The 14,787-nt window shown below is 46.3% G+C and carries 12 protein-coding genes; 1 reads left to right on the forward strand and 11 read right to left on the reverse strand.

Annotation, left to right across the window (positions count from 1 at the left end; genetic code table 11):
- Nucleotides 1-398: 398 nt before the first annotated feature.
- Together secA and secM are read right to left on the reverse strand one after the other, a co-directional pair.
- Complete coding sequence (gene secA, locus WDV75_RS16025; RefSeq protein ID WP_273570422.1) at nt 399-3,107, reverse strand: preprotein translocase subunit SecA; 2,709 nt, start codon at nt 3,105-3,107, stop codon at nt 399-401.
- An 87-nt stretch (nt 3,108-3,194) separates the two neighbouring features.
- Nucleotides 3,195-3,737, reverse strand: a complete 543-nt coding sequence (gene secM / locus WDV75_RS16030) for a secA translation cis-regulator SecM (protein WP_273570421.1) — start codon at nt 3,735-3,737, stop codon at nt 3,195-3,197.
- 37 nt (nt 3,738-3,774) lie between these two features.
- On the opposite strand from secM, the gene WDV75_RS16035 reads away from it, so the two are divergent.
- Nucleotides 3,775-4,311, forward strand: coding sequence for a DUF721 domain-containing protein (locus WDV75_RS16035; protein ID WP_189758518.1), 537 nt, complete (start codon nt 3,775-3,777; stop codon nt 4,309-4,311).
- Nucleotides 4,312-4,415: 104 nt separating this feature from the next.
- Here WDV75_RS16035 and lpxC read toward each other — a convergent pair whose 3' ends face one another.
- The 9 genes from lpxC to murD all read right to left on the reverse strand — a co-directional run bounded on the left by lpxC (nt 4,416) and on the right by murD (nt 14,779).
- On the reverse strand, nt 4,416-5,333 hold the full coding sequence (lpxC, locus tag WDV75_RS16040; RefSeq protein WP_189758519.1) for a UDP-3-O-acyl-N-acetylglucosamine deacetylase: 918 nt from the start codon (nt 5,331-5,333) through the stop codon (nt 4,416-4,418).
- A 99-nt stretch (nt 5,334-5,432) separates the two neighbouring features.
- Nucleotides 5,433-6,596: a cell division protein FtsZ gene (gene ftsZ, locus WDV75_RS16045; protein ID WP_189758520.1), complete on the reverse strand. Its 1,164-nt coding sequence runs from the start codon at nt 6,594-6,596 to the stop codon at nt 5,433-5,435.
- 66 nt (nt 6,597-6,662) lie between these two features.
- Complete coding sequence (gene ftsA, locus WDV75_RS16050; RefSeq protein ID WP_273570420.1) at nt 6,663-7,919, reverse strand: cell division protein FtsA; 1,257 nt, start codon at nt 7,917-7,919, stop codon at nt 6,663-6,665.
- Between the two features lie 32 nt (nt 7,920-7,951).
- Complete coding sequence (gene ftsQ / locus WDV75_RS16055; RefSeq protein ID WP_273570419.1) at nt 7,952-8,767, reverse strand: cell division protein FtsQ; 816 nt, start codon at nt 8,765-8,767, stop codon at nt 7,952-7,954.
- Nucleotide 8,768: 1 nt separating this feature from the next.
- Complete coding sequence (locus WDV75_RS16060) at nt 8,769-9,689, reverse strand: D-alanine--D-alanine ligase (protein ID WP_273570418.1); 921 nt, start codon at nt 9,687-9,689, stop codon at nt 8,769-8,771.
- Complete coding sequence (gene murC, locus WDV75_RS16065; RefSeq protein WP_273570417.1) at nt 9,682-11,157, reverse strand: UDP-N-acetylmuramate--L-alanine ligase; 1,476 nt, start codon at nt 11,155-11,157, stop codon at nt 9,682-9,684. Before murC ends, WDV75_RS16060 begins: the two co-directional genes overlap by 8 nt.
- Before the next feature lie 36 nt (nt 11,158-11,193).
- Nucleotides 11,194-12,279 carry an undecaprenyldiphospho-muramoylpentapeptide beta-N-acetylglucosaminyltransferase gene (gene murG, locus WDV75_RS16070; RefSeq protein WP_273570416.1) on the reverse strand — a complete coding sequence of 362 codons (1,086 nt, stop codon included), beginning with the start codon at nt 12,277-12,279 and terminating at the stop codon, nt 11,194-11,196.
- Nucleotides 12,276-13,469, reverse strand: coding sequence for a cell division protein FtsW (gene ftsW, locus WDV75_RS16075; RefSeq protein ID WP_273570415.1), 1,194 nt, complete (start codon nt 13,467-13,469; stop codon nt 12,276-12,278). The genes murG and ftsW overlap by 4 nt, the downstream gene beginning before the upstream one ends.
- On the reverse strand, nt 13,469-14,779 hold the full coding sequence (gene murD / locus WDV75_RS16080; RefSeq protein ID WP_273570432.1) for a UDP-N-acetylmuramoyl-L-alanine--D-glutamate ligase: 1,311 nt from the start codon (nt 14,777-14,779) through the stop codon (nt 13,469-13,471). Before murD ends, ftsW begins: the two co-directional genes overlap by 1 nt.
- Nucleotides 14,780-14,787 lie beyond the last annotated feature (8 nt).

The following is a 14,787-nucleotide window of genomic DNA, read 5'->3' on the forward strand; positions in this document are numbered from 1 at the left end:
ATCTCATGTCAATAATCCAAAGGAAATAACATGACAATAGGATATCACCCCAGCAACCGTTCACCTTGAATAATTTAAAATATAAATAGGTTTTCATAATACTGAGAGTATCAGATGTTGGGGTTCCTTACCCCGCGCGGCGCGTAGGGTAAGGAATACTCCTATCATTTTGAAACGCTATTTATTCAGGGTGAAAAAAGAGAATTGATTATATCAATCGCCTTTTAAGATGCGTCTTATATCTCCTCGCGCAGCGAGGAGATATAAACAATCACATTGATTTGCAAGCCGGAATGATCTCCATTATCATCCAGCTTTTGGTTTTCAATAAATTAACTCGTGCCAATAGTAACTGGATTCGCTATTGGCACGACTTTCTGCTGATAAACTTACTCTACTTATAAACGACCGTGGCAATGCTTATATTTTTTGCCAGAACCACATGGGCAAGGATCATTGCGTCCAACTTTACGCTCTCCCGTCGCCATTTGAGCTTCGGCTTTTGACATCAACGCACCCTGTTCAACTTCATGGCTCAAATGTTGTTGTTTTGCCAAACGCTCAGCTTCTTCACGACGCTGCTGTTCAAGCGCCTCAACTTCTTCCGGCATTCTAACCTGAACTTTACTCAAGGTACTGATCACTTCATATTTCAGTGATTCCAGCATATTGGCAAACATGGCAAAAGATTCGCGTTTATACTCCTGTTTTGGATCTTTTTGAGCGTAACCACGCAAGTGAATGCCCTGACGGAGGTAATCCATCGCCGCCAAATGCTCTTTCCACAATGTATCCAGGGTTTGCAACATGATGCCTTTTTCAAAGTTACGCATCATTTCTGCACCGACAATTTCTTCTTTTTGCTTATAAATTTCGATCGCGTTTTCAAGAATACGTTCACGCAATGTTTCTTCGTGCAGTTCAGGCTCTTTATCCAACCACTCTTTGATTGGCAAATTCAAATCGAAATCGTTGATTAAACGTTCTTGTAATCCTTCAATATCCCACATTTCTTCCAGTGATTGCGGTGGAATATGAGCATCAATAGTTACCTTGAAGACATCTTCGCGGATGCTGGTGATAGTTTCACTGACATCGCTCACATCGAGCAAGTCGTTACGTTGAGCATAAATCGCCCGACGCTGATCGTTCGCAACATCATCATATTCCAGCAATTGTTTACGAATATCAAAGTTACGGCTCTCAACTTTACGCTGAGCATTCGCAATCGCTTTAGTCACCCATGGGTGTTCGATCGCTTCTCCTGGCTGCATACCAAGTTTACGCATCATACCGGTCACACGATCGGAAGCAAAAATGCGCATCAAGGAATCTTCCATTGAGAGGTAGAAACGTGAAGAACCCGCATCCCCCTGACGGCCCGCACGACCACGTAACTGGTTGTCTATGCGGCGTGATTCATGACGTTCCGTACCAATAATATGCAGGCCACCTGCTGCCAATACTGCATCATGACGCTCTTGCCATTCTGCCTTGATTTTATCAATCTGTGCTTCAGTTGGTTCTTCCAATTTAGCAATTTCCGCCTGCCAACTGCCCCCTAACATGATATCTGTACCACGTCCTGCCATGTTGGTTGCAATAGTCACTGTGCCAGCCTGACCAGCCTGCGCAATGATATCGGCTTCCAATGCGTGGAATTTTGCGTTCAGGACGTTATGTGCAATACCCGCTTTCGTTAATGCGTTAGACACAAGTTCCGATTTCTCAATCGAGATTGTCCCCACCAAAACAGGCTGACCACTGCTTGTCCGCGCTTTGATGTCTTCAATGATCGCCTCAATTTTTTCCGCTTCTGTCATATAGACCAGATCCGGTAAATCCTGACGGATCATTGGGCGATTGGTTGGAATAACAATGGTATCTAATTTATAAATGGATCTGAATTCGAAGGCTTCCGTATCGGCTGTTCCTGTCATCCCTGCCAGTTTTTCGTATATACGGAAATAGTTCTGGAATGTGATTGAAGCCAGCGTCTGGTTTTCATTTTGAATCTCGACACCTTCTTTCGCTTCCACAGCCTGGTGCAAACCATCAGACCAACGACGCCCTTGCATGGTACGCCCAGTATGTTCATCAACGATGATAACCTCACCCTCTTTCACGATGTAATCAACATCGCGGGTAAACAAGGCGTGAGCGCGCAGAGCGGCCGTCACATGGTGCATCAGCATGATATTGGTTGGTGAATACAAAGATTCACCTTCATCCATCAATTTAGCATCCACCAATAACTCTTCAATCAATACCAGACCACGCTCTGTCAGGTTAACTTGACGTGTTTTTTCATCAACAGAGAAATGTCCTTCTCCTTGGAAAGTATCTGAGTCCTCTTTTTCCTGACGAACCAGTTTCGGGATTAGCTTGTCTACTTTGATATAAAGCTCAGAGCTGTCTTCCGCAGGTCCTGAAATAATCAGTGGGGTACGGGCTTCGTCGATCAAAATCGAGTCAACTTCATCCACCAGCGCATAGTGCAATTTGCGTTGGACTCGTTCTTCTGGACTAAATGCCATATTGTCACGCAAATAGTCAAAGCCAAACTCATTATTAGTACCGTAAGTGATATCCGCAGCATAAGCTTCACGTTTTGCCGGTGATGGCATACCCGGTAAGTTAATACCGACACTTAAGCCAAGGAATTCAAATAGTGGGCGGTTATTTTCAGCATCGCGCTGTGCCAGGTAATCGTTCACGGTAACAATGTGGACACCTTTGCCACTGAGGGCATTAAGATAAGCTGGCAATGTTGCAGTCAGTGTCTTACCTTCACCCGTGCGCATCTCTGCTATGCAGCGTTCATTCAAGACCATCCCGCCCAATAACTGCACATCAAAGTGACGCATACCAAATACACGTTTACTGGCTTCACGCACAGTAGCAAACGCTGCTGGCAGAATTTTATCCAGCGATTCTCCCTCTTTTAAACGGGTACGAAATTGCGCCGTTTTCGCTTTCAATTCTTCATCAGAGAGTTTTTCAAAGTCCGGTTCCATGCGGTTGATTTCATCAACTACTTTGCGTAAACGACGCAAGGTACGGTCATTACGGCTACCAAAAATTTTTGTCAGTAATTTAATCAGCATAATTAGTACATCTCAGATAGGGCTATGTTGTAGCCAATCAATCATTCCTTAAAAATTGCCTTATTAAACTTAAATAAGACAGCACGATTAAAGCAAAAAGAGATGATTGGACGTTGGCCCTGCCCTAATTCCCTGAACTTTAGCGACCCAGAGAGCTGGAGTATGAGTAGCAGGAGCCATCGCAACATCTGAGACAATTTCTTCAAATGGCGTTGGTGCTTGTGTCAGCATGGCATACAACGTATCCAGCATAAGTCGTTGCATGGAGGGAGAAGAGATCCGGATACTTTCTTTTGCGCCTTCGTACTTAATCGGTTCTACAATCGAAAAAGCAAAAGAAAGTTGACGGATAACATTGCGAACGGCATGTTGCTGCCAATAATTTAAATAGTTAGCGGGTTGGCGCTGGACACTTTTTAATTGGAGTAAGTGTAATTTAAATAAGTGCTCAAAGGAGGAAAATGCCTGGTGGCGGCTTCCTTGGGCAGAAGAAGTATTTGTATGATGCAGGCTTTCTGCCACTCCAGCGAAAACAGTAGGAACACCAATTCCTGTAGCAACCATGCCCAGTAAAAGGTGAGACCAAAAATAACGCCTACCAAATTGTCGCCAAAGATTTAAAATACTCATTAATCCTTCATTAATAAATACTGGAACTGCCTCTATTATGCGAGATAGCCGCCCACAATCACTGGATAAGCTGTTTGAAGACGCGGCAACTGTCGGAAAAAGCCCACTTCAGATCATCCAACAACATGCCATCGCATTACTGAAACTCAACCGTGCCGTTCTCAGTTTGCTTCCTGCACAATTGCATCCATGGTGCAGGGTTGCTAATTATCGCAAACAAATTCTGGTACTGGAAGCAGGAAATGCCAGTTGGATGACCCGGCTGCGTTATGAAATTCCTGTCTTGCTGTCTACATTGAGAAGCGAAATTCTACCATCTTTATCTTCAATCGACATCAGGATTAACCCATCATTAATGGTTAAGCGTGATAATAATGAACAAAGATTCTCAAAATCATCAACCAAAACATCCAGTAATGATAATCAGGAATTACCAAAGCGCCAGCTCAGTCATGAAAGTGCAAAAACATTAATGATGTTAGCTGAAAATAGCCCTGAAAAATTGAAAAAGAGACTAGAGCGGTTGGCTGCGCTGGCCGGAGAGGGTACCAGTACAGCCAAAAAGAAGCGTTAGCGCCGAATAAAAAACATCAGCGAAAGAAGCGTGATAGATAACATAACCCATTGGTGCATCATAGGAATGTTCTCAACATTCTTTATCAATACCCATGTCAGCCATTAGGCCAACACCAGTGATGGCGCGCGGAAGGCCAATGGCATTTCAGCTTCATCTTCAAATGTGACAAATTCCCAAGCGCTTTCCTGTGCTAAAACAGTTTGCAGTAACTTGTTGTTTAGTGCATGGCCTGATTTAAACGCAGTAAAGGCACCAATGATATTATACCCACACATGAATAGATCGCCGATAGCATCCAACATCTTATGGCGGACGAATTCATCTTTAAAACGCAAACCATCTTCATTGAGTACACGGTAATCATCAACGACAATCGCACAATCAAAGCTGCCACCGAGGCACAAACCTTTAGATTGCAAATACTCAATATCACGCATAAATCCGAAAGTACGCGCACGACTAATCTGACGAACAAATGAATCCGCAGAGAACTCCAGGCCATAGCGCTGGGTACTCGCATCAATCGCCGGATGGTTAAAGTCGATGGTAAAATCCAAACTGAAACCATGATAAGGTGCTAATTCAGCCCATTTATCACCATCTTCCACACGGACGCTTTCTTTTATTCGCACGAATTTCTTCGCTACATTCAGCTCTTCAATACCCGCATCCAATAACAGGAAAACAAACGGGCTAGCGCTGCCATCCATAATCGGGATCTCTGGTGCATCGACTTCAATAACAATATTATCGATCCCTAAACCTGCCAGCGCTGCATTCAAATGTTCAACCGTTGAAATACGCACATTATGCTCATTCACCAGACAAGTACAGAGCATAGTATCACGCACAGATTTGGCATCTGCCGGAAAATCAACCGGAGGATTCAAGTCAGTACGACGATAGATGACCCCGGTATTAGCCGGCGCTGGACGCATTGTCAGCGTGACTTTTTTACCGGTGTGCAAACCGACGCCGGTCGCTTGAACAATACGTTTTAGTGTCCTTTGTTTGATCATCGTTTATATCTCGCAATGTTACTTATCCCGCCAATCACTATAATGTATGACTGGCAGGATAGTTTAACACAAAAAGCGGAGAAACCAATTTTTTAGCAATTAATCAGCCTGCTTACGCAAAAATGCAGGAATGTCCAGATAATCAGGCTCTTTGCTTGTATGTGCATTTTGGTCATTGACGACTTTTGCTACCGTTTTGTTCTCATCAGGCAATGAAGAGATTCCGCCAGATATCTGCTGGTAACGACGCTCCATCGGGTTTGTCTGAGGAGCTTTGTTATTGGTCACCAAGGTGATTTCTGGACGTTTATCCATGCCAATACCTGTTGCCACAACGGTTACACGCAACTCATCATTCATATCTGGATCCAGTGATGTACCGATAACCACCGTTGCATTATCAGAAGCGAATGCACGGATTGTGTTACCAACGGTTTCAAACTCATCCAAACGCAGGTCAAAGCCCGCTGTGATGTTAACCAAAACGCCACGTGCGCCAGAAAGATCAATATCTTCCAGCAATGGGCTGGAGATAGCCATCTCTGCGGCTTCTTCCGCACGATCTTCACCTTGTGCGATACCTGATCCCATCATGGCGTAACCCATTTCCGACATCACGGTACGAACGTCAGCGAAGTCAACGTTCATCAGACCTGGGCGAGTAATCAGTTCGGCAATACCCTGAACCGCACCTTTCAGAACATCATTCGCTGCACCGAATGCATCCAACAGGGAAATGCCTCGTCCCAGGACTTTCAATAATTTGTCATTTGGAATAGTGATCAGTGAATCCACATGCTTGGACAGTTCAGTGATCCCTTGTTCCGCGAAGGCCATCCGTTTTTTGCCTTCAAAATTAAATGGTTTAGTGACAACGGCAACGGTCAAAATGCCAAGCTCTTTGGCAATTTCAGCCACAACAGGTGCGGCCCCCGTTCCCGTACCACCACCCATACCAGCGGCAATAAACACCATATCTGCACCTTCCAGTGCAGTACGCAGTGATTCGCGGTCTTCTTCCGCAGCAGTACGACCCACTTCAGGGTTCGCACCAGCACCTAATCCTTTCGTAATGCCGTTGCCAATCTGGATAGTCTGACCAACAGCCGTCTTACGCAGTGCCTGAGCGTCCGTGTTAACCGCAAAGAAGTCAACGCCTTCAATACGCTCACGCACCATGTGCTCCACAGCATTACCGCCGCCGCCGCCGACGCCGATGACTTTAATCACCGCGTCGTTGGTTAATTCCAGTGGTTCAAACATAATTTCTCTCCGTTTTGTGCCTTTATATCGAGGCCGGCGACATTGTCATGGCCTCTGTATAAAAAATCAAAATTCTTTTTTCAGCCAGTTGCTGACTTTCTTAAACCAGCCACTTACTGACGTTCTTTTATCGGCATCGGAATCTCCGCCAAGGTGGGATTCTTTGCCATAATGCAGAAGTCCAACCGCTGTTGAGTAGAAAGGCTCCTGCACATAATCTGTCAATCCAGTGATGTTCAGGGGACGGCCAATGCGAACCTGGGTATGGAATACCCGCTGGGCACACTCGGCCAGACCATCAATCTGGGCGCCTCCTCCTGTCAGGACAATCCCTGCCGCCAGGTGGTGTTTTACTCCCTGCTGCCGCAATTGCTCCTGCAATCGCAAAATTTCATCGTTCACTAAGTTCAGCAGTTCGGTATAACGGGGTTCGATCACTTCAGCCAATGTTTGACGCTGTAAGCTACGAGGAGGGCGTCCTCCCACACTTGGGACTTCTACACTCTCATCCTTGCTAACTATCGAACCCAATGCGCAGCCATGGCGAACTTTGATGGTTTCAGCATCACTGGGAGGAGTACCAAACGCATAGGCGATATCACTGGTCACTACATTGCCTGCATAAGGGATCACCTTGGTATGACGCAATGCACCGCCAGTATATACAGCGATATCCATCGTCCCACCGCCGATGTCAACGACACAGACCCCCAGTTCACGTTCATCTTCGGTCAACACGGCATAACTTGCTGCCAGTCCTGCAAAAATAAGTTGATCAACTTTCAAACCACAACGTTCAACAGCTTTTACGATGTTTTTCGCCATGTCGTTATGGCAGGTAATCAAGTGGACTTTTGCCTGCATACGCACACCAGAAAGTCCAACTGGATTTTTGATCCCTTCCTGATAGTCAATCGCGTATTCCTGTGGGATCACATGCAAAATACGGTGTTCATCACGAACACGAACTGACTTAGCTGTATGGACAACACTGTCCACATCATCTTGTGTAACTTCTTCTTCTGAAACCGGCACCATGCCAATTTCGTTCTGGCAACTAATATGCTTGCCGGAAAGCGCCAGATAGACTGAAGATATCTGGCAATCCGCCATGAGTTCAGCCTGATCAATGGCACGCTGTACGCATTTGACGACCGATTCAAGATCGTTGACACCGCCTTTATCCATGCCGCGGGATGGGCAACTTCCTACTCCGATAATATTAACCATACCATCGGGCAGAATTTCACCAACCAGGGCAGATACCTTTGCTGTACCGATTTCAAGGCCAACTACCAATTTTCTGTCCGTTGATTTGATCATCGTTATTCTGCCTGTCTCTGTATTATTACCAGTCACTGTTTGTTTTTTTGCCCGTTCATTGGAACTGGCGTATCAGTTAATAAAGGAGCCCAACCTACCGCAGCACCACTGTCATAACGTAAGTCAACATAAGCCACACGTTTTTCAGTGTTTCTCAACAACACAGGATAAAGTTCAACAAAACGTTTCATTCGTTCCATTTTATCTCGATTTCCTAGCTCTAAACGGATATCGTTATCCAATATCAGTTGCCAGGAATTACGCGCTGTCATGATCACTGCTTTCAGTTTCATCTGGTGTTTTTCAAGAAAAGTCGCCATTGTGTGGTACTCATTCAACGCGTCTTTTTCTTTACCTTCTGGCCCATACAACATTGGATACTGGCCATTTGCACTGCGCTCTATAGGTAAACTAAATACCCGGCCTTCGGCATCCAACAGTTGGGTATCATTCCAACGCGCATAAGGTACGTATTCTACCAGATGTATTTTAAGTTCATCAGGCCATTGTTTCCGGACAGTGACTTGCCGAATCCATGGCAATTGTTCAATCTTTTCCTGAATGACGTTGACATCCTGAGTCATAAATGTTCCGGGAGATCCCAGGGACAAAATAGCCTGTCTTACATCATCATTCGTGGTGTAATGACGTTCACCAGTCAATACCAGCTTCGAGAGTGGTAATCTGCTAGGATCTTTCATCCAGTCCAGTGTCATCCAGCCTCCCCATATGATAGTGCCCACTACCATCAAGAAGAAGGCAATCCCTGCCAGATAGTAACCATTACTAGGACGAGATCTCTGCGTTTCACCCTCCCACTCCCGGCTATTCCGGGCTGCCTGCGACATATTAATCAGCCAACTCCAAAATTCTCACTACGAGTTGAGAAAAACTTAATCCAGCCTGACGCGCAGCAGTTGGCACAAGGCTATGGCTGGTCATGCCAGGGGAAGTATTCGCTTCCAACAGGTAGAAATTACCCTTCCCATCGTCCATGATATCGACTCGCCCCCAACCACGACATCCCAGCGCTTTATACGCCTTTGAGGCGATATCTAATAGCTCTTGCTCTTTTTCTGCACTCAAGCCGCTTGGACAAAAATATTGTGTTTGGTTGGAAATATATTTCGCATCATAATCATAGAATGTGTTTGAAGCCTGAATGCGGATAGAAGGAAGAGCTTCATCGCCTAAAAATCCGACGGTATATTCAGGGCCAAACAGCCATTTTTCAACCAACACATCAGTATCGTATTTAAATGCCAGCGCCAGGGCGCCACGCAATTCGGCATATTCATTCACCTTGGTCATCCCTACGCTGGAGCCTTCCAGATTCGGTTTAATCATTAATGGTAGACCTAATTCTTGAACATACTCTTTGAGTTGAAAATCATTAAGTTGTTCAAATTTTAAGGAATTAATAACGACATAAGGTGAAATAGGCAGTTTTGCTCCCTGCCAGAGTTGTTTTGTGCGCAATTTGTCCATTGACAAGGCAGAAGCCATCACTCCGCTGCCAGTATAAGGAATTTGCAAAAATTCTAGCAAACCTTGCAATGTACCATCTTCACCACCGCGACCATGCAGTGCGATAAAGACTTTATTAAATCCTTCCTCTTTGAGTTTAGTCACATCAAAGTCTTTTGTATCAACTGAATAAGCATTAATGCCCGCTTCTTTCAGCCCTGCCACAACCGCATGTCCTGATTGCAATGAAACTTCGCGTTCAGCGGAAGTTCCGCCCAACAGAACAGCAACTTTATCAACCATGATGTCCTCCCTCATAAAAAGATGGCTGCAACTTTGTTTCAGCCAAATTGCGCGCTATTTTACCGATATTACCGGCACCCTGAACCAAGACTAAATCATTGTTTTCTATCACCTGTGACAGGACGGTTGAAACTTGTTCAGGTTCTGATACAAAAATCGGGTCCAATTTGCCACGACTGCGGATAGTACGGCATAAAGAACGGCTATCCGCACCTGGGATCGGCGTTTCACCTGCGGCATACACATCCAACATTAATAGAACATCAACCTGACTTAGAACATTGGCGAAATCATCATATAAATCACGTGTTCTTGTATAACGGTGTGGCTGGAATACCATGACAATACGCTTATCCCCCCAACCCGCTCGTGCCGCTTTAATCGTGGCATCAACTTCTGTTGGGTGATGACCATAATCATCAACCAGCATCACGCTACCTTCTTTGCCATTGATATGTTTAAGAGGAAAATCCCCCAGAAAATCAAAACGGCGTCCAGTTCCCTGAAACTCAGCCAGAGACGCCAGAATAGCGGTATCATCAATGCCTTCTTCTGTTGCCACTGCAACAGCGGCAGTGGCATTCAGCGCATTGTGGCGTCCGGGAGCATTTAACACCACATGCAAATCCGGCAAGTCAGATCGACTGATGGTGAAAAATCCCTGAGCCCCTTTCTGCTCATAATGGGTAATACGAACGTCTGCTTCCTCACTGAAACCGTAGGTCGTGATATAACGGCCAATTCGGGGGATCAGTTCTTTCACAACAGGATCATCAATGCACATAACCGCACGCCCATAAAATGGCAGGTTATGCAGGAAGTTAACGAACGTTTGTTTTAAGTTTTCGAAATCACCCTGGTAGGTATCCATGTGATCAGCTTCAATATTGGTGACAACCGCCATCATGGGCTGCAAATGCAAGAATGAAGCATCACTTTCATCTGCTTCTGCAATCAAATAGCGGCTGCTACCTAATCGAGCATGTGTGCCTGCCGCTTTGACCAATCCACCATTCACAAAGGTAGGATCAAGACCTGCTTGAGCATAAATACCCGCAATCATTGCCGTCGTTGTGGTTTTTCCATGCGTTCCTGCAATCGCGATACCATGGCGATAACGCATAAGTTCTGCCAGCATTTCCGCACGGCGGATCACTGGGATTCTCGCTTCACGCGCAGCCACAATTTCTGGGTTTTCCGCTGAAATCGCTGTGGATGCCACCACGACACTAGCGTCCCGCACATTTTCTGGACGGTGATTAAAATAAATAGTTGCACCCAGTGCGATCAATTGCTGTGTGACAGGATTGGGTGCCAGATCAGAACCACTTATCTGATAACCTTCATTAGCCAACACCTCGGCGATACCACCCATGCCAGCACCACCAATGCCAACAAAGTGGATATGCCTGACTTTTCTCATTTCAGGCACTGAAGCTCTTAATTTCGCCAACTGTTGTGTATTCACGTTTTAATCTTCACTCGTTATGTTTACATCACCGTTCTACCTGGAACGGCCTGAATGATTCTCTACAGCATCGTTCAACGCTGCTGCTACACGCTCAGTGGCATTAATGATGGCTACTGAACGTGCTTTTTCTGCCATTTCCAGCAATTGTGGACGTTGCCACTGAGTTAATAGATCTACGACAGCATCAACTGTAAATTCGGGCTGTTCGAGTATCTTTGCGGCTCCCGCTTTTTCCAAAGGCAAGGCATTCCAATATTGCTGGCGATCTTTATGCTGGAAAGGAACAAAAATCGCCGGTAAACCTGCGGCGGAAACCTCACTGACCGTCAGTGCACCAGAACGGCATACGACAATATCAGCCCACGCATAAGCCTGCGCCATATCATCAATAAATTCAGTTACCTTGAATTCAGATGTGACCGAATTTTCATAGTGTTTCTGCGTCTCTTCCCTGGCGCCCTTGCCCGCCTGATGCCATAAAGTGATTTTATCGCCCAAGCGAGCCGCCACTTCCGGCATAGTTTGGTTCAGCACTCTTGCTCCCTGACTACCGCCAACAACCAGCACCCGAACAGCGCCTTCACGCCCAGTCAAACGCTGCATTGGTTCTGGCAGTGCCAATACATCCTCCCTTACGGGGTTACCAACAACCGGCGCATCGGAGAATGCGCCCGGAAATGCTTGTAAAACTGTTTTGGCAATTTTGGCTAACCAACGATTAGTGAGCCCTGCAATACCATTCTGCTCATGCAGTACAACCGGAATGCCACACAACCATGCGGCTATTCCACCAGGCCCAGAGACATACCCTCCCATACCCAGCACAACATCTGGCTGATAACGGCGCATAATGGCTTTTGCCTGTCGAATAGCCTTAAAAATTCTAATTGGGGCAGTAAGCAATGCTTTGAGCCCCTTGCCCCGCAAGCCTGAAATCTGAATAAATTCGATATCAATACCATGTTTTGGCACTAAATCAGCTTCCATGCGATCCGCGGTTCCCAACCAGCGAATATCCCACCCCTGCTCTTTTAAATGGTGGGCAACAGCCAGCCCCGGGAACACGTGCCCTCCCGTACCACCAGCCATCACCATCAAACGCCGGTTTTTGCCACTCATTTAGGGCTCCTTACAAACGCCTGTGCTTTTGCCAGACGTACTTCATAATCAATTCGCAACAACAAGACGATGGCCGTTGACATCACTATCAAACTAGAGCCACCGTAACTGACTAAAGGTAATGTTAATCCTTTGGTTGGCAGCATACCTGCCGCCGCGCCAACGTTAATGAACGCCTGAAAGCTAAACCATATGCCGATGGCACAAGCCAAAAAACCAGAAAACCGTTGATTAAGCTGCAATGCCCGACGACCAATCATCATTGCGCGGAAAGCGACGAAGAATACCATTGCCAGCACTAAAACCACACCGAAATAACCCAATTCTTCGGCCAGAATGGAAAAAATAAAGTCAGTATGGGCTTCCGGCAGATATTCAAGTTTTTGCACTGAATTTCCCAGTCCTTGCCCAAAGAAGTCGCCACGACCAAATGCCATTAACGATTGGGTTAACTGATAACCGCTGCCGAAAGGATCTTCCCATGGATTCAGGAAAGAGGTCACCCTGCGTATACGATAAGGTTCAGCAACGATCAGTACACATACGGCAAATATGCCGCAGCCAATAATGGCCAGAAACTGCCACAATTTCGCGCCCGCCAAGAACAGTAGTGCCAATGTTGTGACAAATAACACCACCACTGTCCCCAAGTCAGGCTGCGCCAGCAACAATATCGCTAATGCAACCATGACACCCATCGGTTTGAAAAATCCCCAGAAGTTGTTTCTTACTTCCTCCACTTTTCTAACCAAGTAGCTGGAGAGATAACAAAAGAGTGAGAGTTTCGACAATTCCGCTGGTTGAATACGTAATGGGCCAATCGCCACCCAACGTGATGCCCCATTGACTGAACTCCCGACAAACAGCACCACAACCAGCATCATGATCGTCACTAATAACATGACATTGCTGTAACGCAGCCAGAAGTCCATTGGAATGCGCAGCGTAATAAGGGACAAGAAAAAGCACAGTGACAAATAAATGGCATCACGTCGGGCAAAAATAAAGGGATCTTGAGCAAGGCGCTGTCCAACGGGCATGGATGCCGACGTTACCATAACAAAGCCAATCACAGCCAACCCTAATATCATCCAGACCAGGGTACGATCATACATAACGGTATCTGTGGTATCTGCCTCCACATTTCCCGCCAACCAAGTTTTAAATTTACCAAGGCCTGGAATGGTCATCAGCCTAACTCCTCTGCCAAACGAGCAAATTCATGACCACGATGTTCAAAGCTGTTGAACTGATCAAAGCTCGCACAAGCGGGTGACAGCAATACCATGTCGCCAGAAACCAGCTTGGGTGCAATTTCTCTCATCGCCTGTTCCATTGTTTCCGTCAGTGTTGCAATTTCCGGACGCAGTTGTGCGAATTGCCCGCCATCACGACCAAAACAGTAAAGACGAATATGTTCCCCCGATATATAGGGTTTCAGTGGGGTAAAATCTGCCGCTTTTCCATCTCCCCCCAATAAAAGATAGAGTGTCCCTTCCGGTTTCAATCCATTCAGTGCCGCTTGGGTACTGCCAACATTGGTTGCCTTAGAATCATTCACCCAACGAACACCATTTCTCATATGAATGACCTGAAAACGGTGTTCTAGTCCGGCGCAGGTACGTAAAGCCTGAAGGCTGGCGGCACGAGGAATGCCTACAGCATCTGCCAGCGCTAATGCTGCCAAGCCATTGGTATAGTTATGCTGACCGGCCAACTGCATTTCGCGCGTTGCCAGCACCGGATGTTGATTGACCACCAGTTGTTGGTGTTCACTATCAAGCTGATAATCACCACTATCCACACCAAAGCTGATACAACGGCTATCTTTGCCTGTTTCTGGTAATGTCAGCGCATCCTGTTCATTGACTACACAAGTTTTTGCCCGATTGTAAATGTGCAACTTCGCTGCCCGATACTGTGCCAACCCTTTGGGATAACGAACCATGTGATCTTCGGTTACATTCAGTACCGTCGCGGCCGCTGCTTTCAAGCTATAAGTGGTTTCAAGTTGGAAACTGGACAGTTCCAGTACATAGAGCTGACAGGGCTGTTTCAGCAACTCCAGTGCCGGTACACCAATGTTGCCCCCCACTCCCACTTGCCACCCCGCTGCCTTCGCCATTTCGCCAAGTAGAGTAGTTACGGTGCTTTTGCCATTTGAACCCGTAATGGCAACGATTGGCGCAGTCGCTTCGCGGCAAAACAACTCAATGTCGCCGATAATTTCAACACCCGCATCAGCCGCCGCTTGCAATTCAGGTGTTGCCAGTGCAATACCCGGGCTGGCAACGATTAAATCGGCATCCAACAACCATTGTTGGTTCAGGCTGCCGGTGTGGCATTCGACGTTATCAGGCAGCTTATCGCTGCCGGGTGGCACAATACGGGTATCCATCACACGCGGGAGCACATCTCGCGTCATAAAAAAGTCAACGCAGGAGAGACCTGTCATCCCTAACCCAACGATGACAACCTTTTTACCCTTGTATTCCGTCATAAGACGCT

It is taken from the genome of Xenorhabdus griffiniae, from assembly GCF_037265215.1.
In the GTDB taxonomy this organism is placed as follows: domain Bacteria; phylum Pseudomonadota; class Gammaproteobacteria; order Enterobacterales; family Enterobacteriaceae; genus Xenorhabdus; species Xenorhabdus griffiniae.

Bases quoted from the DNA above. Each gene is read 5' to 3' on its own strand.
- secA (WP_273570422.1), bottom strand. From the start codon at position 3,107: ATGCTGATTAAATTACTGACAAAAATTTTTGGTAGCCGTAATGACCGT.
- secM (WP_273570421.1), bottom strand. From the start codon at position 3,737: ATGAGTATTTTAAATCTTTGGCGACAATTTGGTAGGCGTTATTTTTGG.
- WDV75_RS16035 (WP_189758518.1), top strand. From the start codon at position 3,775: ATGCGAGATAGCCGCCCACAATCACTGGATAAGCTGTTTGAAGACGCG.
- lpxC (WP_189758519.1), bottom strand. From the start codon at position 5,333: ATGATCAAACAAAGGACACTAAAACGTATTGTTCAAGCGACCGGCGTC.
- ftsZ (WP_189758520.1), bottom strand. From the start codon at position 6,596: ATGTTTGAACCACTGGAATTAACCAACGACGCGGTGATTAAAGTCATC.
- ftsA (WP_273570420.1), bottom strand. From the start codon at position 7,919: ATGATCAAATCAACGGACAGAAAATTGGTAGTTGGCCTTGAAATCGGT.
- ftsQ (WP_273570419.1), bottom strand. From the start codon at position 8,767: ATGTCGCAGGCAGCCCGGAATAGCCGGGAGTGGGAGGGTGAAACGCAG.
- WDV75_RS16060 (WP_273570418.1), bottom strand. From the start codon at position 9,689: ATGGTTGATAAAGTTGCTGTTCTGTTGGGCGGAACTTCCGCTGAACGC.
- murG (WP_273570416.1), bottom strand. From the start codon at position 12,279: ATGAGTGGCAAAAACCGGCGTTTGATGGTGATGGCTGGTGGTACGGGA.
- ftsW (WP_273570415.1), bottom strand. From the start codon at position 13,469: ATGACCATTCCAGGCCTTGGTAAATTTAAAACTTGGTTGGCGGGAAAT.
- murD (WP_273570432.1), bottom strand. From the start codon at position 14,779: ATGACGGAATACAAGGGTAAAAAGGTTGTCATCGTTGGGTTAGGGATG.